Below are 22,315 nucleotides of genomic sequence, written 5' to 3'. Positions count from 1 at the left end.
GGCCGGCCCGCACCTCAGCGGCCGAGGTAGCGGCCGGGGCGGTGGTTGAGGGCGAGGACGAGGTTGAGGAGGATCGCACCGACGGCGCTCATCACCACGTTCGGCCAGGGCACCACCAGCAGCGCCAGCGCGACGATCAGCACATCGAAGATCATCATCGTCCAGCCCGCGCGGAAGCCGGTGCGGTCCTGGATCTCGAGGCCGACGATGTTGATGCCGCCGACGCTGCCGCGGTGCCGGAAGAGGATCAGCACCCCGACACCGGCGAGCAGGTTCCCTGCGAGAGTGCCGTACAGCGGCTGGAGACCGCTGATCGGGAAGAGCGCGTCGTGCAGCGGGGCGAGCACGGAGACCAGCGCGATGCAGACGATCGTGCGGATCGTGAAGTCCCACCCGCGCCGCCATACGGCCAGCAGCGCGAACGGCACGTTGACGGCGGCGAACAGCACCCAGAACGGCCATCCGGTGGCGTACCCCAGCAGCAGGGAGAGCCCGGCGGTGCCGCCGGTGACGGCGCCCGCCGCATGCAGCAGGTGCAGGCCCACGGACACGAGGAACGTTCCTGTGAGGATGCCGAGAATGTCCTCCGCGACCGAGTGATCTTGGGTCTTGGCTTCGAAGACAAGAGTGGGACCGGTCGTCGGGTCGCCCTCCGCAGGTGTGTTCACAGCATCCATCTTCGCAAGCCACACGCGACCCGGCGTCACGGGACTGGCCGTGGGAATGATCCGGCGGTCACCACCGTTGCGGATACCAGGAGGGATTCGTGGGTAAGAACTACATCGACATCGAAGACGAGCGCGGACAGACGCTGCGTTATCGCAAGCACGTCAACGGCCGCGGTCTGATCGCCAACGGCGCGAAGGTGCACGCCTCGGCCCTGGTCGAAGCGGGCGCGTATGTCGAACCGGGCGCGCAGATCGCTGCGGGCGCTCACATTGGCCGCGGCGCATGGATCGAACCGGATGCCGTCATCGGCCCGGACGTCGAGATCGCCCCGCACGCGCACATCGGATCGGGCGCGGCGATCGGCCCTCGCGCCAAGATCGGCGTTCGTACCGTGGTCGGCGCGCACGCACGCGTGGCGGGCGGATCGCTCATCGGCGACGACGAGCAGATCGCCGACGGCGAGCGCGTCGCGACCGACCGTCGGGGCCTTCGCCTCGCCGCCTGAGCCGCGGCGCCGGCGGCGGGATACGCTGGCCTGCATGGCCGGACGCGGAGCAGGAGGAGCAGGCGGGCGTGGCGGCAAACCCGCGCGCCCCTCGGCATCCTCTCGCCGTGCTCCTCAGAAGAGCGGGACGAAGAAGGGTGCTGCCCGCACGGGTGCGGCGCCCAAGCGCGCGAGCCCGAAGCCGGAGACGCCAACGGTGCCCGACGTTGCGCGCGGCCCGTTCCGCCTCGGCGCGGTCGAGGGCGCCACTCCCGGCAAGTGGATCGGCACCTGGCGTGAGCGGATGCCGCACGTGGCCCTCGAGCTCGTGCCGCTGACCGTCGCCGACCAACAGCAGGCGCTGGCGACGGCATCCGTCGACGCGGCACTCGTGCGACTGCCGCTAGACCGCACCGACCTTCACCTGATCCCCCTCTACGACGAGGTGCCCGTCGTCGTCTGCGCGGCCGACTCCCATCTCACGGCCGCCGACGAGCTGACCCTCGCCGACCTGGTCGGAGAGGTGATCATCGCGCCGCAGCATCCTCCCCTGGAGCTCGAGGTGGCGGGCGGCGAGATGCCCCGCTTCGCCCCGCCGGAATCCGTCGCCGACGCGATCGCGATCGCGGCGTCGGGTGTCGGGGTCGTGATCGTCCCGATGTCGCTGGCGCGCCTGCACCACCGGAAGGATGCCGCGCATCGCCCGCTCGCCGACGGGCCCACCTCGAGCATCGCCCTGGCGTGGCCGGCCGCCCCGGCGACGGCATCCGACGCCGCGTCCGGTGCGTTCGTGGAGACCTTCATCGGCATCGTGCGGGGGCGCACCGCCAACTCGTCGCGGTGAGCGGCGTCACACACCTGCCCCGTCGGAGCATGCCCGCCTAGACTCTCGACATGTCTCCGCTCGTATACGTGTGCGCACGCCCGCAGCAGGGCGCGGCAGCCGCTGAGTACGAATCGTTCCGCCAGGCGATGCGCCTGGACGAGAACGAGCTGGAACGCTGGGACCTCGTGCGCGATCCGTGGCCCACCGACGCCGCCCGGCGCTGGCGGGGTGCGGTCGTGGGCGGCAGCCCCTTCAACGTGACCGATCCCGAGTCGGCCAAGACCGACGCGCAGCGGCGCCTGGAGGGCGATCTCGCCCAGCTGGCGCACGCCGCGGCATCCGGCGAGACCGCCGTACTGTTCACGTGCTACGGCATCGGCGTCGCGACGCGCGCGCTGGGCGGCGAGGTGACCCGGGCGTACCCGGAGGACACCGGACCGACCACGGTCACACTGACCGCGGACGCCCAGCAGGATCGCCTCTTCGGGGGTCTCGCGTCGACGTTCGCGGCGCTGACGGCGCACAAGGAAGGCATCGGGCGCCTCCCCGAGGGCGCCGTGCTGCTGGCGACCAATGACGCCTGCCCCGTTCAGGCCTATCGGCTCGGCGACACGCTCTACGCGACCCAGTTCCACCCCGAACCCACCGGCCGGGCATTCACCGAGCGCATGGCCGTGTACCGCGACGACGGCTACTTCGCGGCCCCCGACTACGACCGCATCGCCGCCCGCGTGCTCGCCGCGTCCCTCACCGAGCCGGTGCGGATCCTCCGCGCCTTCTCGCAGACCTTCTGAGCGGGCAGGTCCGCGCGGCGTCGTTCAGTCGCCGATCGACCCGGCCACCACCCGACGCCGCAGCGTCGCGACCACGGCGGCGATCAGGATGACCGCCGCGACGACGAAGGCGGCCGTGGCGACGGCGGGCGCGTGCGGTTCACCGCTGGTGCGCGCGACACCGATCCACACGAGTCCCCACGACATCGCGAGAGCGGGAGCGATACGCCCGCCGGTGCCGAACGCGATCGCGATGCCCACGAGTGCGACCACCACGAGCACGATGACCCCCCAGAGCTGCTGACTGTCGGCATCCATCGGCGAGACGACCTCGGCGGACAGCCACGCCGTGATGTTCGCGACGGTGGCCAGGCTCACCCATCCGAGGTGGATGCCGACGGTCGCGTCCATGAACAGTCGCCGTTCAGCACGGCGGTGACGGCGATCCACCAGCCGGCGCGGCGCTGACGCTCCCGCGCGCGCTGGCGCGGCACCGCCTGCCAGATCGTGTACGCGATCATCAGCAGGTAGACGAGCGACCAGATCGAGAAGGCCGGTGTCGCCGGCGCGAGCACGGTGGCATCGGCATCCAGCGCCCCGCCCTGCAGCTCGCGCACATTGGTGCCGCCGAACAGGCCCGTCCCCACCATCGCCGCGATGATCATGAAGACCACGGTGGAGATGACCACGATCTGGCGGGCGAGGTCGGTTCCGGTCGGACGGGAGTCGTCCATGCGACCCACGGTATGAACGGATGCCGCCGCGCACCAGACCCTTGACACGCGCCCCACCGGCGCGCGACCAGCGGCCTCGCCCCCACGGATGCCGCAGAACGCGACACCGATTCAGCTCGCCGGCGCGCCGCCCACGCACCCGAGCGGGCGCTCAGTCCGCGGGCGTGTACACGGCGTGACCGCGGGTCGGTACCAGGCCGTCGCCGCCACGCGCACCGACGACAGCGGCGGAGTCGGCCGAGAGCACGAGGGGCCCGGCATCCACGAGATGCTCGTGCGCCGTCGTCGTCGCGAGCCACACCTCACGATCCGTGAGATCGACGGTCCACGGCTCGGGCGAGAGGTTCACGTACACCGACGCGGTGTCGCGGTGAAGGATCCATCGTCCGTCGCCGACGCTCTCGGCCGCATGGCCCCGGTGGTCGGGATCGGTCAGCTCGGCATGATCCCGCCGCAGTCGTGCGAGTGCCCGGTACAGCGACAGCAGGCGCGCGTGGGCGGGTTCGTCGAGTTCGGACCAGTCCAGCTTCGACCGCTCGAACGTCCCCGGGTCGTTGGGGTCGGGCACGAGCGACTCGTCCCACCCCATCCGCGCGAACTCGGCCTTGCGTCCCTCGCGGGTCGCGGCGGCGAGCTCGGGTTCGGGGTGCGAGGTGAAGAACTGCCATGGCGTGCAGGCCCCCCACTCCTCCCCCATGAACAGCATCGGAGTGCCGGGCGCCGTCATCGTGAGCACCGCCGCGACCTCCAGGCGTGCCGGCGTCAGCGACTGGCTGAGCCGGTCACCGGCCGCGCGGTTGCCGATCTGGTCGTGGTCCTGCGCGAACGTGACGAGGCGCCACGACGGTACCGCCGCAGGAAGGGGCGCGCCCCACTCGCGACCCCGGAAGGACGAGAACGTGCCGTCGTGGTAGAAGCCGCCCGTCCACGTCTTCGGCAGTGCCTGCGGATCGGCGAAGTCGGCGTAGTACCCCTCGGTCTCCCCGGTGAGGGCGACGTGCACGGCGTGGTGCCAGTCGTCCACCCACTGCGCGGTCAGCCCGTACCCGCCGGCCTCGCGCGGCAGGATCATGATCGGATCGTTCAGATCGCTCTCCGCGATGAGGCTCAGCGGACGGCCGACGTGCGCCGACAGTGCGTCGACCCGCTCGGCGATCTCCTGCAGGATGTGCACCGGGCTCGATGCGGACTCGTGCAGCGCGTGCACGGCGTCGAGCCGCAGGCCGTCGACGTGCATCTCACCGAGCCACATCAGCGCATTGTCGATGATGTAGTCGCGCACCGCCCGCTGGTCGAGGTCGATGCTCGATCCCCACGTGGTGCTCTGCCCGTCGCGCAGGTACGGTCCGAACTCGGGCAGGTAGTTCCCGGAGGGGCCGAGGTGGTTGTAGACGACGTCCTGCACGACCGCCAGTCCCGCTCCGTGAGCCGCGTCGACGAAGCGTCGGTAGGCCTCCGGGCCGCCGTAGTCCTCCTGCACGGTGTACCAGAGCACGCCGTCGTAGCCCCAGTTGTGGGTGCCGTTGAAGCCGTTGACCGGCAGCAGCTCGACGTGTGTGACACCCAGCTCGACCAGGTGGGGCAGGCGGCCGATCGCGGCATCCAATGTGCCCTCGCGGGTGAACGTGCCGACGTGCAGCTCGTAGATCAACCCCCCGGCGAGTTGCCGTCCGGTCCAGGCGGCATCGCTCCATACGAAGGATGCCGCGTCGTCCCACGCCGACAGATCGTGCACCCCGCGCGGCTGGCGGCGGGAGCGCGGGTCGGGGCGCACGTCGCCGTCGTCGAGCACGAATCCGTACTCCTCGCCCGGGTCGGGCGTCGCGAGAGTCGTCCACCAGCCGGCATCCCGCGGCGTCATCTCGATGTCCGGAGCGCCGTCCGGGAGACCGGCCAGACGCAGTCGCACCCGCGCCGCACGCGGCGCCCACACCTCGATCGTCATGCGACCATCCTGCCTGTCACGGACGGGTGCCCCGCACCCCTTGACGCGGAACGGCCTACGACGTGCCGTCGGAGTTGCCGTCGTCGTCTTCGTCGGGTGTCGGGCGGCGTCCGAGGAAGAAGAAGACGACGGCGAGCACGCCGAACGGCAGCGCCACCGTCCAGTTGTGCATCGTCAGCCCCATCGAGACGGCGATCGCGAAGAACGCGATGGCCACCCCGAGATAGCTCTGCTGCTGCCCGCTCGGCTCGGCCATGACTCGACGCTAGCGAAGACCTCCTGCCGCGGCATCCCCCGTACGACGAATCGACGCGCTCGCATCCTGCCGCGAACTCCGCAGAATGTGACGTACTCCGCACCGGATGCCGCGTCTGCGTGCGGAGTTCGTCAGGATCTGCGGAGTTCGTGGGGGCGGTCGCCGCGGGCGGCCACGAGCCTCAGTCCTCCCAGCGCGAGGGACCGCCGGATGCCGCGAACTCCGCGGCCGCCGCGGCGCGCAACTGCGGGTCGGCCGTGTAGGCGACCGCCGTGGCGGCGAGGGCCGCCGCGGCATCCACCAGGGCGTCGACGGCCGCGGGGAGCACGGTGAGCTCGGCGAAGGCCGCGTTGTGCGGGAACACGTCGTCGGGTCCGCCGAGTCCCAGCGACGGGTGGATCGACGGGACGAGCCGGCTGACGTTTCCCATGTCGGTCGACGGTCCGCCCTGCGGCGGCTCGCCCGGCGGCGGGACCTCGTGCCCGCGTGCGGCGAAGGCATCCACCCAGCGCGAGGTCAGCGCAGTGTTCGTCTGCAGCGGCAGGTACGGCGGGACCGGGTCGACGTCGATCTCGGCGCGGGTGCCGGTGGTGAGCGCCGCGCCCTCGAGTACCGCGACGACGCGATCGGTGAGCTCACGCAGCTGCCCGACGTCGGCGGATCGCACGTAGAAAAGAGCCGACGCCCGCTCGGGGACGATGTTCGGCGCGGCGCCTCCGTCGGTGATGATGCCGTGCAGGCGGTCGCTCGGCAGGATGTGCTGACGCAGCTGGGCCACGCTCTGGTAGGCGGTGACGACCGCGTCGAGGGCGTTGCGTCCGAGCCACGGCGCTCCCGCCGCGTGCGCCGCACGCCCGTGGAATGTCACCGCCACGCGGCGCACACCCGTCGTGCGCTGTCCGAGCACGGAGCTCGTGCCCGATCCGCTCGAGGGGTGCACCATGCCGGCGGCATCCACGTCGTCGAAACCGCCGGCGCGGATGATGAGCTCCTTGCCGCCGCCGTTCTCCTCCGCAGGGGTGCCGATCAGCGACAGACGTCCACCGAGGTCGGCGACCACCGGCGCGGCCGCGAGGAACGCCCCCACCGCGACCGCCGCGATGACGTTGTGCCCGCAGGCGTGACCGATGCCCGGCAGGGCGTCGTACTCCGCGATGATCGCGAAGTGCGAGCCGGATGCCGCGGCATCCGCGCCCGCCGTCGCCCGCAGGGCGGTGTCGAGGCCGAACGCGCCCACCTCGGCGTCCACACCGTGCGCGGCGAGCAGCGCCGCGATGCGCGCGACGGACGCATGCTCCTCGAAGCCGATCTCGGGCTCGCGCGCGAGCCGCGCGAGCTCGGGACGCAGGCGCTCGACGGCGGCCGCGAGGCCCGCGTCAACCGCGGCCGGCGACGGCGCCGCCTCGGCGCTCACAGCTCGACGAGCTCGCCGTCGGCGCGGCGCAGCGTGATCCGGAACCCCGGCTCCTCGCCCGTCACGACCTCCGCGACGCCGTCGCCCAGGCCGAACGCGGCGAGGATCTCCTGCAGCGGCGCCGGGTCGGGCTCGGTGCGCACGAGCGAGACGAGCTCGATGGTGGGGATGTCGCTGAGCCCCGGCTGCGCCGTGGTGCCCCAGTCGATGAGGAACGGCACGTCGAGGCGACGGTTCTCGCCGCGGGTGAGCCGCCACTCCAGCAGCGTTCCGTCGGGCGTGCGGCGCGAGAGGTCGCTGACATCGCCGGGGTCGTAGCCGCCGGCGCGCGCCGTGGCGACGGTGGCCTCGATGTCGGCCGGGTGCACCGCGTAGGCCTGCACACTCGGCCCGGTGAGGGTCGAGATGCCGAAGGTCTCCGGCAGTTCCGGCTCGGAACGCGCGGGGTTCGGGCCGATCAGCTCGATGTACTGCGGGCCGCGACGGCCGTCGACGGTGAGCGCGACGAGCGCGTTGGCGGTGCCGGTCGGGTGGGCGCCGCCGGGTGCGGCGACGACGCCGGTGCGCTCGGCGAACCACTCGACCAAGGCGGCCAGGTCGGGGCCGGCGATGACGACGTGGTCCAGAAGGGTGGGAATGCTCATGGTGTCCTCGTTCTCGGTTTATCGGGCGGACGGGCGGCGGGCGGGCACTTCGGGCTCGCCGAGCGACAGCATGAGCCGGTTCGCCCAGTTGAAGAAAGCCGCGCCGCCGATGACGTCGACGATCTCGGCGTCATCCAGACCGGCCGCACGCAGCCGTGCGATGGCGGCGTCGCCGAACGCGAGCGGGGTGTCGGCGAGCGCCACGGATGCCGCGACCACCGCGTTCCACGTCTCGTCGCCGAGGTCGGCCTCCACCCCCTCGTCGAGAAGGCGCTGCACGTCGGCCTGCCGGCCCGACTCGCGCGTGGCGGAGGCCGCATGCACCGACGCGCAGAAGACGCAGCCGTTGTGGCGCGAGGTCGCCGCGGCGGCGAGCTCGCGTTCGGCGCGGCCGATGCCGCCCGACACGTTGTAGAAGATGTCGAGGTCGGTGAGGGTGCGGGCGCGCAGCGCCTCGGGGTCGCGGGCGAGCAGCCGGAAGTACGGCATCTTCGCGCGCGCGGGCTCGATGAGCGCGTCGCGCTGCGCGTCGGTCAGCTCGTCCTCGGCCACGGGAAGAAGCCACGGCACCCAGCCGAGGCCTTCCTGCGTGAACGCGTCGGGTCGAGCCAGCTCGGCGTAGGTGGTGACGACGTCGGTCATGTCAGGCTCCTTCGGAGACGGTGGCGGACGCGGCGGAGGTCGCGAGCGGCGCGGATGCCGCGGCCAGCACGCGCAGCCCCCAGGCGACCCGCAGTTGGAAGCTCAGGAAGGCGACGAGCTGCGACAGCGACACGATGTCGTCGGGGCTCCACCCGGCATCCACGAGCGCCTGCAGCGCCTCGGCGCGGACCTCGCGCGGACGGAAGACGAGCAGGTGCGTGTGCGCCAACCCGGCGGACAGCCGCGGGCCCAGCGCTGCGGCTGTCTCGGCATCCGCAGCCCAGCGCACGCCGTCGGTCGACTCGTCCTGCAGGTTCGGCTCGCGGTACGCGCCGAACGGACCGGTCGCGGCGGCGTCGGTCGCGGCATCCGCGACGACGGCGATCAGCGCGGGCGCCTCGTCGCCGAGAAGGTCGCCGTAGAACGCCGTCGCCTCGGCGAAGCCGTGCAGCTGCGAGACGAACGAGGCGACGGCGTAACGCTCCGCCAGCGCGAACGTGCCGGGCGCGGACGGCTCGAGCAGCGCCTCGAAGCTGCGCTGCGCGTTCTCGCGGGCCTGGGCACGCTGGTCGCGTACGGCGGCGAGCGGGTCGTTCGCGGCGATGCCGGCGAGCAGGTCGATGATGTCGGCGGTGGGGGTGCTCATGCGAGTCCTTCCGAGGGGGCGGCGAGGGCGAGCGGGCGGTGGGCGTGGTGGAGCGCGGCGGCGGCATCCGCTCCGACGGCGAAGCCGAGGCGGGGGGCGACCTCGCCGGCCAGCAGCTCGAGGGAGCGGAGGGTCAGCTCATGGGTCGCCGCGATCGAGTGCACCTGGAACGAGACGTCGCTGGCGGCCGGCAGCGTCCGGTCGGCCGACAGCGATGCGACGACCTCGTCGACCGTGCCCACATGGGTGTCGGTGATCCGGACGAGCTCGTCGAGCGCGACCCCGTCGGTGTCGATGCCGAACATCGTGCGGGCGAGGTGGCGGAGGCCGTCACCAGCGAGTTCGAGAGCGCGCGTGCGGTCCTCGGGGTCGACGACGAGCGCGGTTCGCGACGCGAGCACGCGGACCGGCGCCCCCTCGGGCAGGGCGGCCCGGTAGGCCTCGATGATCGGCAGCTGCAGCTCGTGCAGGGGGGCGCCGGGAGCTTCCGGCGTACGGGGCTGGGTGCGCGAGAGCAGCAGACCGTCGCCGCGCTCTCCCGCGCGGCGGCCCCCGTCGACCGAGAACGTCGCCTGCCAGATACGGGACGACAGGTCGCCGGCGGCGGGATAGATGCGCGAGTCGGTCCCTCGGATGCCGCGACCCTCGAGCGCGTCGAGGAGCACGTCCAGGTGATCGGCGAAGATCTCGCGGCGACGGTCGGACTCGCGTCCGAACGCCGCGAACGAGGAGGGCGTGCCGCCGGTGGCGAGGCCCAGCTGCACACGTCCGCCGCTGAGCTGATCGAGCACGGTGGCGTCCTCGGCGACGCGCAGGGGGTCATCGAGCGGAAGCGTGACGACGCCGGTGGCCAGCGCGATACGGCTCGTGCGTTCCGCCGCGGCGGCCAGCAGCACGAACGGCGACGGCAGTCCTCCCTCGTGCTCGCCGAAGTGGTGCTGCGCGAGCCATGCCGAGGCGAAGCCGTGGCGCTCCGCGTGGGCGATCTGCTCGATCGCGAACCGGTAGCGATCGACGGCGGAGGCCTCTTCGAGCACACGGCTGAAGAAGCCGAGACGGGGACCGCTCATGCGGATACCTCTTCCTTGCGGGGGATGGACGGGGACGGCGATGCCGGGAGCTCCTCGCGCAGCGACGCCCCCGGGATCGCGGCGAGCAGCTCACGCGTGTACGCGTGCTGCGGACCGGCGAAGACCGCGGCGGCCGCGCCGTGCTCCACCTGACGGCCGCGGCGGAGCACCGAGACGGTGTCGGCGATCTGGCGAACGACGGCGAGATCGTGCGAGATGAACACGTAGGTCAGTCCGAGTTCGCTCTGCAGCCGCGCGAGCAGCCGCAGGATCTGCGCCTGGACCGTCACATCGAGGGCCGAGACGGCCTCGTCGAGCACGACCAGCTCGGGCTCCACGATCAGCGCACGGGCGATGGCCACGCGCTGGCGCTGCCCGCCGGAGAGCTCCCGCGGATGCCGCGACGCGATCTCGGGCGCGAGGGCGACGAGCTCGAGGTGATGCGCCACCCGGTCGGCCCGCTCGCCGCGGGTGCCGATGCCGAAGTTGCGCAGGGGCTCGGCGAGGATGTCGGCGATGCTCTGGCGCGGATCGAGCGACGCGTACGGGTTCTGGTAGACGAGCTGGGTGGTGCGGTGGAACGCGCGGCGTGACCGTCCGCCGGCGAGCGCGGTGACCTCGGTTCCGCCGACACGGATCGTGCCGCGCGTCGGGCTGTTGAAGCCCGCGATCGAGCGCCCTGTCGTCGTCTTGCCCGAGCCCGACTCCCCGACGAGGGCGTGCGTCGTGCCGCGGGCGACGGTGAACGACACGTCGTCGACGGCGACCAGCGGCGAGCGTCCCGCGCGGCGGAACTCCTGCGTGAGCCCGGAGACCTCGACGAGGGTGTCGGCGAGGGCGGCAGCATCCGGCGCCGTGCGCTCGACGACGCGGGCGAGTGAGGGTGCGTCGGCGAGGAGCGTGCGGGTGTAGTCCGACGTCGGCGCCGGCAGGACCTCAGCCGTGGGCCCCGCTTCCTGCACGCGGCCACCCTGCATCACGACGAGCGCGTCGGAGCGGTCTGCGGCGACGGCGAGGTCGTGCGTGATGAAGAGGATGCCGGTGCCCGTCTCGGCGCGCAGCTCGTCGAGAAGGTCCAGGACGGTCCGCTGCACCGTCACGTCGAGCGCGCTCGTGGGCTCGTCGGCGATGATCAGCTCGGGCTGCAGCGCGAGCGCCGCAGCGATCAGCACCCGCTGGCGCATACCCCCGGACAGCTCGTGCGGATACTGACGTGCGCGAGCCTCGGGGTCGTCGATGCCGACGCGTTCGAGCAGGTCGATGACGCGCGCCTGGATCTTGGCGCGGTCCTTCCACCCGTGGATGCGGAGGGCTTCGCCGACGCTCCAGCCGATGGTGGCCACCGGGTTGAGCGAGTTGCCCGGGTCCTGCGGGATGAGCGCGATGCAGCGTCCGCGCAGATGCCGCCAGCGGCGCTCGCCGAGACCGACGAGCTCGGTCGGCCCGTCGGTGCGCTCGGACAGTCGGATGCTGCCGCCGGAGACGCGGCCGTTGGCGGCGAGCAGGCCGATGACCGACTGGGCGACGGTCGTCTTGCCCGAACCGGACTCGCCCACCAGAGCCGTGACCGACCCCGCCTCGACGTCGAACGAGACCCCGCGGACGGCCTCGACGGCACCGCGACGCGTGCGGTACTGCACGGCGAGGTCGCGGATGGACAGCAGTGGCTGCGCGCTCATGCGGCATCCCCTCCTCGAAGGGCCTGGCTGAGGCGGTTGGTCGCCAGCACGACGAACACGACGATCAGGCCGGGCAGCACCGTGAGCCACCAGGCGGTGGCGACGTAGTTGCGTCCCTCGGCGATCAGCAGGCCCCACTCGGGCGTGGGCGGCGGGGCGCCGTAGCCGAGGAAGCCGAGGGTGGAGATCTGCAGGATCGCCGAGCCGAACTGCAGCGCCGCCAGCGCGATCACCGGAGTGAGCGAGTTGGGCAGGATGTGGCGCCACAGCACGCCGAAGAACGTGCCGCCCGAGCCGTAGGCCGCCTCGACGAAGTCGGTGACCCGAACGCTCACGACGCGCGAGCGCGCCAGGCGCGCGAACACCGCGATCGAGGTGACCCCGACCGCGACGGCGGCGCTCGTGGTGCCGAAGCCCAACAGGATCACGACGCTCAGCGACAGCAGCAGTGCGGGGATCGCGAGCAGCACGTCGACGACGCGCATGAGCACCTCGTCGACGGCGCCGCCGAGCGCTCCGGCCGCGAGGCCGATGGCGGTGCCCACGACGAGGCCGACGAGCACGGCGACGAGCGCGCCGATGATCGACTGCGAGGCGCCGTAGACGACACGGGCGTAGAGATCGCGGCCGGTGGCGTCGGTGCCGAACCAGTGCTCGGCGCTGGGCGCCTGCAGCGCGGGCGCGACCGTCTCGGTGGGGTTCTGGGCCGTGAACAGGCCCGGGAACAGCGCCCACAGCAGGGCGACGAGGATCACGAGCGCCGGCAGGACGAACCCGACGCGCGAGACGAGGCTCCGCCAGCGCAGGCGCCGGTCGGGAGCGGGGGCGCCGGGGCCCGGGTCGCCGGGTGCGGTGTCGCCGGCGAGTCCAGCGGTGGTGGCCAGGGCGGTCATCGGTTCCCTCCTCGGGAGGCGGCGGCCGCCACGGTGGCACCGACCTCGGCATCCACGAGCTCGTCGACGGCGCGGTCGGCGGCATCTTCGCGCGGTGCCGCGACCGACCCGCGGGTGGGCCCGGAGGTGCGCAGCCTCGCGTCGAGCACGGGGTACAGCAGGTCGACGATCAGATTGATGACGACGAAGGCGACGGTGGAGATCACGACGACGGCGAGCAGCACCGGGGTGTCGCGGTTGGCGACCGCCTGCGCCGTGAGCTGGCCGATGCCGGCGCGGGCGAAGACCGTCTCGGTCACGACCGCACCGCCCACGAGCTCGCCGAAGAGCAGTCCCGCCATCGTCAGGGTCGGCAGCAGCGCGTTGCGGGCGACGTTTCGCCACAGCAGCCACGGCGTGCTCGCCCCGCGCGCACGCACGACGGCGACGAACGGCTGCTCGCGCACCTCGTCGATCGAACGCATCAGCACCTGTGAGAGGGGCGCCGCGATCGGGGTCGCCAGGGTGATCACCGGCAGGATGAGCGCCTGCACGGGGTTGGCCCCGATGACGGGCACGAGCCCGAGCCGGAACGAGAACACCTGGATCAGGATGATGCCGATCCAGAACACCGGCAGGGAGACGAACAGGGGCGGGATGCCGCGGAACACCCGACGCAGCCCGCGACCCGCACCGTACGTCGCGGTGAAGGCGATCGTGACCGCGAGGAACACCGCCAATGCGAGACCGAGCACCGCCAGGGTCAGGGTGGGCGGCAACGCCGTCGCGATGAGGTCGGAGACGGCCGCGCCGCTGGCCACCGAGTAGCCGAAGTCGCCCGTGAGGAAGCCCGCGATCGAGCGGACGTATTGCACGATGAGGGGCTGATCGGCGCCGAGCGACTGGCGGATGGCCTCGATCTGCTCAGGGGTGAGGCCGAGCTCCGGCGCGCCGTACCGCGCGATGACGGCGTCACCGGGGAGGGCCGCCAGCAGCAGATATGCCGCCGTGTAGGCCAGAGCGAGGACGAGCACCGCCTGGCCCACACGACGAAGGACGTACGACATGGATTCTCCGTGAACCGATCCGAGGGCCGGTCGCTCAGCCCGCGAGCCAGGTCGAGGAGAAGGTCGGGCGACCGACCGACTCGGTCGCGAAGCCCTGGACCTTCGCGGTCAGGCCGAAGACCTGGGGCTCCTCGAAGATCGGCAGGATGTAGGCGTTCTCGGCGAGGTAGGTCTGCGCCGCCTCGGATGCCGCCTGACGCTCGGCCGTCGTGGGCTCGGACGCGATCGCCTGCAGGAGCGTGTCGAGCTGCGGGTCACCGATGCTGCCGTCCGCGGGGTTCAGGTTGAGCAGCGTGTTGCGGTTCTTCGAGAAGTACTGCGACTTCAGCACATCGAAGTCCGCGCGGCCGACCATGGAGTGGTACACCTGGATGACGCTCTGGTCGGTGGACGCCTTGGTCTGCGCGGCCATGTCGCCGGCGAACAACGACACCTGGATGCCGAGCTTGCCCAGCTGCTCCTGGATGAGGGTCACGACCTCCTTCGAGCGCGGCTGCGGCAGCGCCTCGTTGAAGCTCAGCGTGAGCTTCTCGCCGTCCTTGGCACGGATGCCGTCGGATCCGAGGGTCCACCCCGCGGCATCCAGCAGCGACGCGGCCTTGGCCGGGTCGTACGTGTAGTACGAGGAGGTGTCGACGTAGCCGAGGGCGGTCTTGGCGAGCGCGCCGGTGGCCAGCGGGTAGTTCTTCGTGAACAGGGTGTCGACGATCTTCTGACGGTCGATGCCCGCGATGATCGCCTGACGCACACGCACGTCGGCCAGACGCGGCTCACGGAAGCGGAAGCTCAGGCCGTTGTTGACGCCGTTGGTGGCGGCGGCGTGCAGCGACAGGCCGCCGGCGGCGAACTGCGCCTCGTCGGGGGCGGGGATGTTGCGGGCGATGTCGGCTTGGCCTGCGACGACGGTGCCGACGCGCACGCTGTTCTCGGCCGCGACGACGTAGTTGACGCCCGCGAGGTAGGCGGCGCCCTGATGCTTCAGCGACGGCGGCGCCCAGTTGTAGTCCTTGCGCGCGGTGACGCTGGTCTGCGTGCCGATCTGCTCGTCGGAGATGACGAACGGGCCGCTGCCGATGATCTTGGTGGCGTTGCCCGGTCCGAACTGCTCGCTCGTGCGGTCGAGGGTCGCATCCGACAGCAGGCCCGAGTTGATGGTCGAGACGGCCTGCGCGAAGCCGGGCGACGGCGCCGTGAAGTGGAAGACGACCGTGTGGTCGCCGGTCACCTCGCCGTGGTCGTAGTTGTTGATCGCCTCCGACACCGGAAGCGCCCGCGCCTTGTCGCCCTTGCCGTAGAGGTCGATGTTCTTCACGACGTTCGCGGCGGTCAGCGGCGTGCCGTCGGAGTACGTGACGTCGGTGCGCAGGTCGAACGTGTACTCGGTGGCATCGTCGTTGACCTTGTAGTCGGTCGCGATCCACGGCTCGAGTTCGAGCGTCTCGGGGTTCTGGTAGAGCAGGCGATCGGTCACGTTGTTGACGATGCCGCCGTTGGGGTAGAAGCCCGCGGACGGCGGGTACAGCGTCGTCCACGTCTGCGGCTCCAGGTAGGTGAGCGTGCCGCCGGTCTTCGGCTCGCCTCCGGCGGAGGCGGCGGGGGCGGCACTGCCGGAAGCGCAACCGGCGAGGAGGGCGACCGCGGCGAGGGTGGATGCCACGACGAGGGTCGTGCGGGTCAGTCGGGACATGGTGGTCTCCTGGTGTGCGCCGGGCGGCGCTGCGGTGAGCGGGATGATCCACCCCACCACGGCTGCATCCGGCGGGACCAACCGGCGGTCACGTGACGTAAGCGATCGTCACGAAACGTCATACGCACCCCTTTTCGACTCGCTGCGCTCGCTCGCGCCGAGCGGTCAGTCGGCCGCGACCAGCAGCGCGACCGGCAGGTCGGCGAGAACGACGGCCAGGGGCGCGGCCCCGCCGGCGAGCTCGCGTCCGGTGAACGCATCGCGCCAGCGTCCCGTGGGCAGCAGCACCGCGGTGTCGCCCCAGCCGCCGCGCGCGGCGAGCCCGACGGGCAGACGCGTCGCGACGGCGATCGCACCGCCCCGGTCGAACGCGACGGCGTGCGCGGATGCCGCACCGACGACGGGCAGCGGCGTGTACCGCGTGAACAGGTCGGGCCGGGCACGGCGCAGCCGCAGGGTCCGCGACACGACGAGGAGCTTGGCGGCACCGGTGTCGTCGACCGACGGCATCCATCCGTCGTCGAGCCGTGCGAGCAGCGCGCGGCGGCGGGCGACATCGACGGGGCGCCGGTTGTCGGGGTCGACGAGCGAGAGGTCCCACAGCTCCGTGCCCTGGTAGACGTCCGGCACGCCGGGTCCGGCCAACTGCAGCAGCTTCGCCGACAGGGAGTTCGAGCGGCCGGCATCCACGACGTCGGCGACGAGCGCCTCGACCGTCGGCCGCGCGGCATCGAACGCCGCGTCGACGAGTCCGTGGACGCGCGCTTCGAACGCCTCGTCGGGATCGGTCCAGCTCGTGCCGACGTCGCCCTCACGCGCGGCCTTCTCGGCGTACGCGTGCAGCCGCTCGGGCAGGGCCGGATCGTCCGACCATGCACCGATCACCGCCTGCCACAGGAGCGCATCGAGCGGGCCGTCCCCGGTGGATGCCGTCGCACGCAGCGCGTCCAGCGCCGCCGCCCAGCGGTCGGGGATCTCCGCGAGCACCGACAGGCGCGCCCGCACGTCCTCGGAGCGCTTGGTGTCGTGCGTCGTCAGCGCCGTGAGCGCGTGCGGCCACGACGCCTGACGACGCGTGAACGCCGCGTGGAACCCGGGGACGTCGAGCGCGAACCACGACGGGTCGCCGCCCACCTCGGTGAGCGAGCTCAGCCGCGTGTACCGGTAGAACGCGCGGTCCTCGACGCCCTTGGCGGTCACCGGGCCGGTGGTCTGCATGAAGCGCCGCGACAGTTCGGCGTCGGTATCGGCGACGAGCTCCGCCAGCACGACGAGGGCGTCGGCGAGGTCGGGCCGGCGCGCGGATGCCGTGGCCACGGCATCCGCCAGCAGCTCGCGGCCGGCCGGAAGGTACGCGCGGTAGACGGGGAAGGCGGCGAGCAGCTCGGCGAACGCGTCACGGGCACGGTCGTCGCCCAGGTCGGCGCGCACGGCGTCCGGCAGGCAGCGGATGAGGCGACCGACCTCGGCGGCCTGCGACGTGTCGGCGATCTCGCGCTTGGTGCCGGCGATCATGTCGTGCCAGTCCACGGGCCCGCCGCGCAGGCGCTCGTCGAGCGCGGTCAGCGCCGGCGCGCCGGCCGGGTCGACGAGCACCCGGTCGATCTCGCCGAGGGCGTCGTAGCCGGTGGTGCCGTCGGTGGCCCACCAGCCGGGCAACTCCTCCCCCGGCTCGAGGATCTTCTCCACGTAGACGGGAAAGGCGGGGGTCGACGCGGCGCCGCGGGCCTCCACGACCGCGGCCGCGAGTGCGTCGAGGTAGCCGCCCGGATCGGCCAGGCCGTCGGGATGGTCGATGCGCAGACCGTCGACGAGCCCCTCGCGCACCCATCGGAGGATCTCCCCGTGCGACGCGGCGAACACGTCGGGCAGCTCGACCCGCACGCCCGCGAGTGAGGTCACCGTGAAGAAGCGACGGTAGTTCAGCTCCTCGGCATCCCGCCGCCACGACGTCACCCGCCAGTGCTGGCGCTCCAGCACGTCGCGCACCGCGAGGCGGTCGGTCGTCGCGTGCAGCGGCGCGGTGCCGGGGGCCAGCGGCAGCACGAGGTCGTAGTAGCGCGCCGTGCCGAAATCGTCGTCGTCGGCCGCCGGGGGTGCCACCTCGATCTCGCCGGCGCCGAGCACCTCGTCGAGGGTGCCACCCAGCACGGGCAGCACGACACGCTCGGCGCCGTGCGCCCAATCGATATCGAACGCGTGCGCGTGCCGTGACGCCCGTCCGTGGGTCAGGACGTCCCACCACCACGGGTTCTCGGTCGGATCGGCCACGCCCTGATGGTTCGGCACGATGTCCACGAGGATGCCGAGACCGGCCTCCCGTGCCGCGGCGACGAACCTCTCGAGTCCGCCCGGGCCGCCCCGGTCGGCGTCCACCCGCGTGGGGTCCACCACGTCGTAGCCGTGGTCTGAGCCGGAGGCCGCCTGCAGGATCGGCGACAGGTAGGCCCAATCGACGCCGAGATCGTGCAGGTAGCCGGTGACGGAGGCCGCGGCATCCAGGTCGAACGACGCGCGCACCTGGAGGCGGTAGGTCGAGGCGGGCGCGCCGCGCGGGTCGTCGGCCACGGTCAGTGCGGCAGCTCGGGCTGCGGGGCGGGCGAGCGGACGATGTCGATCGGTACCGTCAGCGCCGCCAGCGACGCGGCGACGGAGTGGTCGACGTCCGGCTTCTCCTCCTGGTAGTCGCGCAGGACGACGAGGGAGCGTCCGGCCAGGTCGATGGCGTCGCCGCCGCGGAGCGGCTCGGTGTCGGTGAGCTGGCCCGTGGTGTCGACGACGATCTCCCACTGCGGGCTGAACTCCGCGCGGGGGATCGTGAAGGAGAGCCCTTCATCACCCGCGTTGAACAGGATGAAGAAGTGACGATCGACGATCTGCTCGCCGCGGCGGTCGCGCTCCCGGATGCCGTCGCCGTTGAGGAAGACCCCGACGGACCGGCCGAAGCCGGACTCCCAGTCCTCGGGCTGCATCTCGGTGCCGTCGGGGCGCAGCCACGCGATGTCGGGCAGCGGCGCGCCCTCCTCACGTCGGACGGGCCTGCCGTCGAAGAAGCGGCTGCGGCGGAACGTCGGGTGCTCGCGGCGCAGCCGGGCAAGGGCCGCCGTGAACTCGACGAGCGGCTGGTCGACGTGGTTCCAGTCGATCCAGGTGATGTCGTTGTCCTGCGCGTACCCGTTGTTGTTGCCGCCCTGAGTGCGGCCGAGCTCATCGCCGTGCGAGATCATCGGCACGCCCTGGCTCAGCAGCAGCGTCGCCAGGAAGTTGCGCTGCTGACGCGCACGCAGCGTCAGCACCCCCTGGTCGTCGGTGGGGCCTTCGACACCGCAGTTCCACGAGCGGTTGTGCGATTCACCGTCGTTATTGTCCTCGCCGTTGGCCTCGTTGTGCTTCTCGTTGTACGAGACGAGGTCGCGGAGCGTGAAGCCGTCGTGCGCGGTGACGAAGTTGATGGATGCCACGGGTCGACGTCCCGAGTTCTCGTACAGGTCCGCCGAACCCGTCAGACGTGACGCGAACTCTCCGAGCGTCGCGGGCTCGCCGCGCCACAGGTCGCGGACGGTGTCGCGGTACTTGCCGTTCCACTCCGTCCACTGCGGCGGGAAGTTGCCGACCTGGTAGCCGCCGGGTCCGATGTCCCAGGGCTCGGCGATGAGCTTGACCTGCGAGATCACCGGATCCTGCTGCACGATTTCGAAGAACGCCGCGAGCCGGTCGACCTCGTAGAACTCGCGGGCGAGGGTGGCCGCCAGATCGAACCGAAAACCGTCGACGTGCATCTCCAGCACCCAGTAGCGCAGCGAGTCCATGATCAGCTGGAGCGTGTGCGGGTTGCCGACGTTCATGCTGTTGCCGGTGCCGGTGTAGTCGGTGTAATACCGCTTGTCGTCGGCTTCGAGACGGTAATACGCCTCGTTGTCGATGCCGCGCATCGACAACGTCGGACCCATGTGGTTGCCCTCGGCCGTGTGGTTGTAGACGACGTCGAGGATGACCTCGATGCCGGCGGCGTGCAGCGCCTTCACCATGCTCTTGAACTCCTGCACCTGCTGGCCACGCTGGCCGGTCGAGGCGTAGGTGTTCTGCGGCGCGAGGAAGGCGATCGTGTTGTAGCCCCAGTAGTTGCTGAGGCCCTTCTCCTGGAGGGTCGAGTCGTTCACGAACTGGTGCACCGGCATGAGCTCGATCGCCGTCACGCCGATGTGTTTGAGGTGCTCGATGATCGCCGGGTGGGCGATCGCGCTGTAGGTGCCGCGGATCTCCTCGGGGATCTCGGGGTGGAGCTCCGTCAGGCCTTTCACATGGGCTTCGTAGATGACGCTCTCGGCATATGGCGTCTTCGGCAGCCGGTCACCCGCCCAATCGAAGAACGGGTTGACGACGACGCCCTTCATCATGGCGTGGGCGGAGTCCTCGTCGTTGCGGGAGTCGGGGTCGCCGAAGTCGTAGCCGAACACCTCCTGACCCCACTGCACCTGCCCCTCGACGGCCTTCGCGTAAGGGTCGAGCAGGAGCTTGTTCGGGTTGAAGCGCTGACCGTTGGACGGATCGTTCGGCCCGTGGACGCGGTAGCCGTAACGCTGGCCCGGCTGCACGGTCGGCAGGTAGACGTGCCACACGAACGCATCGACGTCGCGCATCTCGATACGCGTCTCCTTGCCGCGATCGCCGAACAGACACAGCTCGACGCGCTCAGCGCCCTCGCTGAACAGCGCGAAGTTCGTCCCGCTGCCGTCGAACGTCGCCCCGAGCGGGTACGCGGATCCTGGCCATGACTGCATGTGCGACTCCCTGTTCGGTGACATCGTTCGGTGACACCGTTGCCACACGCTCGAACCGTGACGAGACCATCCCGTGACGAGTTCAGCCTAGGCCTCGGACCCACTCGTCGGGGTGTGGCACGGTGGGTCTGGACGCGGGCGCGCGGAGTTGCTATACGCCGCGGCATCCCGCGAGAAACCAGCCTCGGAGCGAGAAACACGTGCAGACGTGATGTCTCGCGGCGGGGATGGTTTCTCGCTGGCTGCAGGACGCCGGCGGTGCGGGATGCCGTCAGGCGGAGAAGAGGCGGACGGCTTGACGGGCGGCCCCGAGCGCGACGTACTCGCCCACCGCGGGCACGTCCACCGGCACGCCGAGGACGTCGGGGGCGATGCGCCGCACCGCCTCGGACTGCGCGCCGCCGCCGACCAGCAGCGCCCGTTCGATCGGCACACCGAGCCCGCGGATGGCATCCAGGCCGGCCGCGAGTCCTCGCAGCATGCCCTCCACCGCCGCGCGGGCGAAATTCTCGCGCGTCGTGGAGGCGAGCGTCATGCCCGTCAGCTCCGCGGTGGCGTCCGGCAGGTTGGGCGTGCGCTCCCCCTCGAAGTAGGGCAGCAGGCACAGCCCCCCGGCGCCGGATGCAGCGGTCAGCGCGAGCCGGCTGAGCTCCCCGTGGTCGACGGCGAGCAGCCGGGCGGTCACGTCCAGCACGCGTGCGGCGTTGAGCGTCGCCACCAGCGGGAGGAAGTGGCCGTCGGCATCCGCGAAGCCCGCTACGGTGCCGGTGGGGTCGATCGTGCGCTCCGCACTGACCGCGAACACCGTGCCGCTCGTGCCGATCGAGACGACGACGTCGCCGACGTCGGCACCGACGCCCAGGGCGGCGGCCGCGTTGTCGCCCGCGCCGGGGCTGACCCGACGGCCCGCGGCATCCGACACCCACTCGTCCGGGCCGAGCACCCGCGGCAGGGCGGCGTCGTGACCGAGCGCGGCGACGAGCAGATCGCGATCGTAGGCGCCTGTCGCGGGGTTCCAGTAGCCCGTGCCGGAGGCGTCGGAACGGTCGGTGATCAGCTCGTCGAACGCCGCGGTGCCCTCAGCCACGGGCCCGAACCCGCGCAGACGCCAGGTCAGCCAGTCGTGCGGTAGCGCGACGGCGGCGACGGCCGCGGCGTTGTCGGGCTCGACGTCACGCAGCCATCGCAGCTTGGTGATCGTGAAGGATGCCACGGGCACGAGACCCGTGCGCGTGGCCAGTGCCTCGGCGCCGAACTCGGCGACGAGGTCGGCGGCGGCGGCCGCCGAGCGGGTGTCGTTCCACAGCAGCGCGTCGCACACGACCGCGCCGCGCGCATCGAGCGCGACCATGCCGTGCTGCTGGCCGCCGATCGCCCAGGCGGCGACGTCGGCGATGCCCCCGGCATCCGCGATCGCCTCCTGCAGCGCGACCCACCACGCCTCGGGATCGACGCTCGTGCCGTCGGGGTGCGCCGCGCGCCCCGAACGGACCACGGCTCCCGTCTCCGCATCGACGATCACGACCTTGCAGGACTGCGTCGACGAGTCGACGCCCATGACGAGTGCCATGTCGGCATCCTCTCTCGGTGGACCGCCACCACCCGCCCAGACACCGGATCCGCACCGAGACACCGGCGTGCGGCGGGTGTCTCGGTGCGGACGTGGTGTCTCGCGGGCGGGGCGGTCGGGCGGATGCCGGGGTCAGCGGGCGCCGAGCAGGTGCTCGGTGGCCAGCTGCTGCAGGCGGACGAAACCGAAGCCCTTGCCACCGAGGTAGGCGTCGGCGTCGAAGTCCTCGTAGGCGGAGCGGTCGGCCACGAAGTCGTCGTAGCTCTCGCCCTCGGCGAACGTCGGCTGAGCGAGCTCAGCCACGCGCGCAGCGGCGAGTGCCTCCTGCACCTCCGGATCGGCGCGGAAAGCGGCCGCGCGCTCCTTCAGCAGCAGGTACGTGCGCATGTTGGCGGATGCCGAGTCCCAGACGCCGATCTCGTCCTCGGTGCGCGAGGGCTTGTAGTCGAAGTGGCGCGGTCCCTCGTAGGCCGGGCCGCCGTTCGGACCCCCGTTTTCGAGCAGGTCGACCAGCGCGAACGCATTGTGCAGGTCGCCGTGGCCGAACACGCCTCCC

The 22,315-nt window shown here is 71.7% G+C and carries 20 protein-coding genes and 1 pseudogene; 3 read left to right on the top strand and 18 right to left on the bottom strand.

Annotated elements, in window-relative coordinates; genetic code table 11:
- Positions 1–14: 14 nt before the first annotated feature.
- On the bottom strand, positions 15–677 hold the full coding sequence (locus JOE53_RS01005) for a YitT family protein (protein WP_061683094.1): 663 nt from the start codon (positions 675–677) through the stop codon (positions 15–17).
- An 89-nt stretch (positions 678–766) separates the two neighbouring features.
- Between JOE53_RS01005 and JOE53_RS01000 the strand changes: the two genes are divergently transcribed.
- The 3 genes from JOE53_RS01000 (at position 767) to JOE53_RS00990 (ending at position 2,773) form a co-directional block, all read left to right on the top strand.
- Entirely contained in the window at positions 767–1,174 is a 408-nt protein-coding gene (locus JOE53_RS01000; protein WP_005050582.1) for a UDP-3-O-(3-hydroxymyristoyl)glucosamine N-acyltransferase, read from the top strand.
- Between the two features lie 196 nt (positions 1,175–1,370).
- Positions 1,371–1,997 (top strand): LysR family substrate-binding domain-containing protein, encoded by a 627-nt coding sequence (locus JOE53_RS00995; protein ID WP_061683093.1) that lies wholly within the window; start codon positions 1,371–1,373, stop codon positions 1,995–1,997.
- Between the two features lie 50 nt (positions 1,998–2,047).
- Positions 2,048–2,773, top strand: a complete 726-nt coding sequence (locus tag JOE53_RS00990; RefSeq protein WP_061683092.1) for a glutamine amidotransferase-related protein — start codon at positions 2,048–2,050, stop codon at positions 2,771–2,773.
- 24 nt (positions 2,774–2,797) lie between these two features.
- Here the strand turns inward: JOE53_RS00990 and JOE53_RS15175 are convergent, their stop codons facing one another.
- The 17 genes and pseudogenes from JOE53_RS15175 to JOE53_RS00910 form a co-directional block, all read right to left on the bottom strand.
- Positions 2,798–3,163 carry a hypothetical protein gene (locus JOE53_RS15175; protein ID WP_407663919.1) on the bottom strand — a complete coding sequence of 122 codons (366 nt, stop codon included), beginning with the start codon at positions 3,161–3,163 and terminating at the stop codon, positions 2,798–2,800.
- Positions 3,127–3,486 carry a hypothetical protein gene (locus JOE53_RS15170; RefSeq protein ID WP_407663918.1) on the bottom strand — a complete coding sequence of 120 codons (360 nt, stop codon included), beginning with the start codon at positions 3,484–3,486 and terminating at the stop codon, positions 3,127–3,129. Before JOE53_RS15170 ends, JOE53_RS15175 begins: the two co-directional genes overlap by 37 nt.
- 151 nt (positions 3,487–3,637) lie before the next feature.
- On the bottom strand, positions 3,638–5,431 hold the full coding sequence (gene treZ / locus JOE53_RS00980) for a malto-oligosyltrehalose trehalohydrolase (RefSeq protein WP_204946488.1): 1,794 nt from the start codon (positions 5,429–5,431) through the stop codon (positions 3,638–3,640).
- Positions 5,432–5,486: 55 nt separating this feature from the next.
- A complete protein-coding gene (locus JOE53_RS00975) occupies positions 5,487–5,687 on the bottom strand; it encodes a preprotein translocase subunit YajC (RefSeq protein ID WP_204946487.1) in 201 nt (66 codons plus the stop codon).
- 181 nt (positions 5,688–5,868) lie between these two features.
- A complete protein-coding gene (locus JOE53_RS00970; RefSeq protein ID WP_204946486.1) occupies positions 5,869–7,101 on the bottom strand; it encodes an amidohydrolase in 1,233 nt (410 codons plus the stop codon).
- Positions 7,098–7,745, bottom strand: coding sequence for a VOC family protein (locus JOE53_RS00965; protein ID WP_016463609.1), 648 nt, complete (start codon positions 7,743–7,745; stop codon positions 7,098–7,100). The genes JOE53_RS00970 and JOE53_RS00965 overlap by 4 nt, the downstream gene beginning before the upstream one ends.
- An 18-nt stretch (positions 7,746–7,763) precedes the next feature.
- The gene (locus JOE53_RS00960; protein ID WP_005050592.1) at positions 7,764–8,387 is read right to left on the bottom strand and encodes an alkylhydroperoxidase domain protein; all 624 of its coding nucleotides are present in this window, start codon (positions 8,385–8,387) and stop codon (positions 7,764–7,766) included.
- Position 8,388: 1 nt separating this feature from the next.
- Positions 8,389–9,033 carry a CMD domain protein gene (locus JOE53_RS00955; RefSeq protein ID WP_204946485.1) on the bottom strand — a complete coding sequence of 215 codons (645 nt, stop codon included), beginning with the start codon at positions 9,031–9,033 and terminating at the stop codon, positions 8,389–8,391.
- Positions 9,030–10,103 (bottom strand): putative FMN-dependent luciferase-like monooxygenase, encoded by a 1,074-nt coding sequence (locus JOE53_RS00950; protein ID WP_005050594.1) that lies wholly within the window; start codon positions 10,101–10,103, stop codon positions 9,030–9,032. The genes JOE53_RS00955 and JOE53_RS00950 overlap by 4 nt, the downstream gene beginning before the upstream one ends.
- On the bottom strand, positions 10,100–11,782 hold the full coding sequence (locus JOE53_RS00945) for a dipeptide ABC transporter ATP-binding protein (protein WP_204946484.1): 1,683 nt from the start codon (positions 11,780–11,782) through the stop codon (positions 10,100–10,102). Before JOE53_RS00945 ends, JOE53_RS00950 begins: the two co-directional genes overlap by 4 nt.
- Entirely contained in the window at positions 11,779–12,675 is an 897-nt protein-coding gene (locus JOE53_RS00940; RefSeq protein ID WP_005050596.1) for an ABC transporter permease, read from the bottom strand. Before JOE53_RS00940 ends, JOE53_RS00945 begins: the two co-directional genes overlap by 4 nt.
- Positions 12,672–13,721, bottom strand: a complete 1,050-nt coding sequence (locus JOE53_RS00935; RefSeq protein ID WP_005050597.1) for an ABC transporter permease — start codon at positions 13,719–13,721, stop codon at positions 12,672–12,674. The genes JOE53_RS00940 and JOE53_RS00935 overlap by 4 nt, the downstream gene beginning before the upstream one ends.
- 34 nt (positions 13,722–13,755) lie before the next feature.
- A complete protein-coding gene (locus JOE53_RS00930) occupies positions 13,756–15,408 on the bottom strand; it encodes a TIGR04028 family ABC transporter substrate-binding protein (RefSeq protein WP_005050599.1) in 1,653 nt (550 codons plus the stop codon).
- Between the two features lie 165 nt (positions 15,409–15,573).
- Positions 15,574–17,976 carry a malto-oligosyltrehalose synthase gene (gene treY / locus JOE53_RS00925; protein WP_204946483.1) on the bottom strand — a complete coding sequence of 801 codons (2,403 nt, stop codon included), beginning with the start codon at positions 17,974–17,976 and terminating at the stop codon, positions 15,574–15,576.
- Positions 17,977–17,978: 2 nt separating this feature from the next.
- On the bottom strand, positions 17,979–20,189 hold the full coding sequence (glgX, locus tag JOE53_RS00920) for a glycogen debranching protein GlgX (protein ID WP_204946482.1): 2,211 nt from the start codon (positions 20,187–20,189) through the stop codon (positions 17,979–17,981).
- Positions 20,190–20,460: 271 nt separating this feature from the next.
- Positions 20,461–21,759 carry a xylulokinase gene (locus JOE53_RS00915; RefSeq protein WP_204946481.1) on the bottom strand — a complete coding sequence of 433 codons (1,299 nt, stop codon included), beginning with the start codon at positions 21,757–21,759 and terminating at the stop codon, positions 20,461–20,463.
- Between the two features lie 132 nt (positions 21,760–21,891).
- A pseudogene (locus tag JOE53_RS00910) lies at positions 21,892–22,308 on the bottom strand (xylose isomerase); the annotation flags it as partial.
- Positions 22,309–22,315 lie beyond the last annotated feature (7 nt).

The organism is Microbacterium laevaniformans (genome assembly GCF_016907555.1).
Classification (GTDB): Bacteria; Actinomycetota; Actinomycetes; order Actinomycetales; family Microbacteriaceae; genus Microbacterium; species Microbacterium laevaniformans.
The sequence above is the reverse complement of the archived record's forward strand: the minus strand, read 5'-3'. Positions and strand labels throughout refer to the sequence as shown.

What these genes read in the sequence shown, in the direction of transcription:
- JOE53_RS01005 (WP_061683094.1), bottom strand. Translation starts at nt 677, where the DNA reads ATGGATGCTGTGAACACACCTGCGGAGGGCGACCCGACGACCGGTCCC.
- JOE53_RS00990 (WP_061683092.1), top strand. Translation starts at nt 2,048, where the DNA reads ATGTCTCCGCTCGTATACGTGTGCGCACGCCCGCAGCAGGGCGCGGCA.
- JOE53_RS15175 (WP_407663919.1), bottom strand. Translation starts at nt 3,163, where the DNA reads ATGGACGCGACCGTCGGCATCCACCTCGGATGGGTGAGCCTGGCCACC.
- JOE53_RS15170 (WP_407663918.1), bottom strand. Translation starts at nt 3,486, where the DNA reads ATGGACGACTCCCGTCCGACCGGAACCGACCTCGCCCGCCAGATCGTG.
- treZ (WP_204946488.1), bottom strand. Translation starts at nt 5,431, where the DNA reads ATGACGATCGAGGTGTGGGCGCCGCGTGCGGCGCGGGTGCGACTGCGT.
- JOE53_RS00975 (WP_204946487.1), bottom strand. Translation starts at nt 5,687, where the DNA reads ATGGCCGAGCCGAGCGGGCAGCAGCAGAGCTATCTCGGGGTGGCCATC.
- JOE53_RS00965 (WP_016463609.1), bottom strand. Translation starts at nt 7,745, where the DNA reads ATGAGCATTCCCACCCTTCTGGACCACGTCGTCATCGCCGGCCCCGAC.
- JOE53_RS00960 (WP_005050592.1), bottom strand. Translation starts at nt 8,387, where the DNA reads ATGACCGACGTCGTCACCACCTACGCCGAGCTGGCTCGACCCGACGCG.
- JOE53_RS00955 (WP_204946485.1), bottom strand. Translation starts at nt 9,033, where the DNA reads ATGAGCACCCCCACCGCCGACATCATCGACCTGCTCGCCGGCATCGCC.
- JOE53_RS00950 (WP_005050594.1), bottom strand. Translation starts at nt 10,103, where the DNA reads ATGAGCGGTCCCCGTCTCGGCTTCTTCAGCCGTGTGCTCGAAGAGGCC.
- JOE53_RS00945 (WP_204946484.1), bottom strand. Translation starts at nt 11,782, where the DNA reads ATGAGCGCGCAGCCACTGCTGTCCATCCGCGACCTCGCCGTGCAGTAC.
- JOE53_RS00940 (WP_005050596.1), bottom strand. Translation starts at nt 12,675, where the DNA reads ATGACCGCCCTGGCCACCACCGCTGGACTCGCCGGCGACACCGCACCC.
- JOE53_RS00935 (WP_005050597.1), bottom strand. Translation starts at nt 13,721, where the DNA reads ATGTCGTACGTCCTTCGTCGTGTGGGCCAGGCGGTGCTCGTCCTCGCT.
- JOE53_RS00930 (WP_005050599.1), bottom strand. Translation starts at nt 15,408, where the DNA reads ATGTCCCGACTGACCCGCACGACCCTCGTCGTGGCATCCACCCTCGCC.
- glgX (WP_204946482.1), bottom strand. Translation starts at nt 20,189, where the DNA reads ATGCAGTCATGGCCAGGATCCGCGTACCCGCTCGGGGCGACGTTCGAC.
- JOE53_RS00915 (WP_204946481.1), bottom strand. Translation starts at nt 21,759, where the DNA reads ATGGCACTCGTCATGGGCGTCGACTCGTCGACGCAGTCCTGCAAGGTC.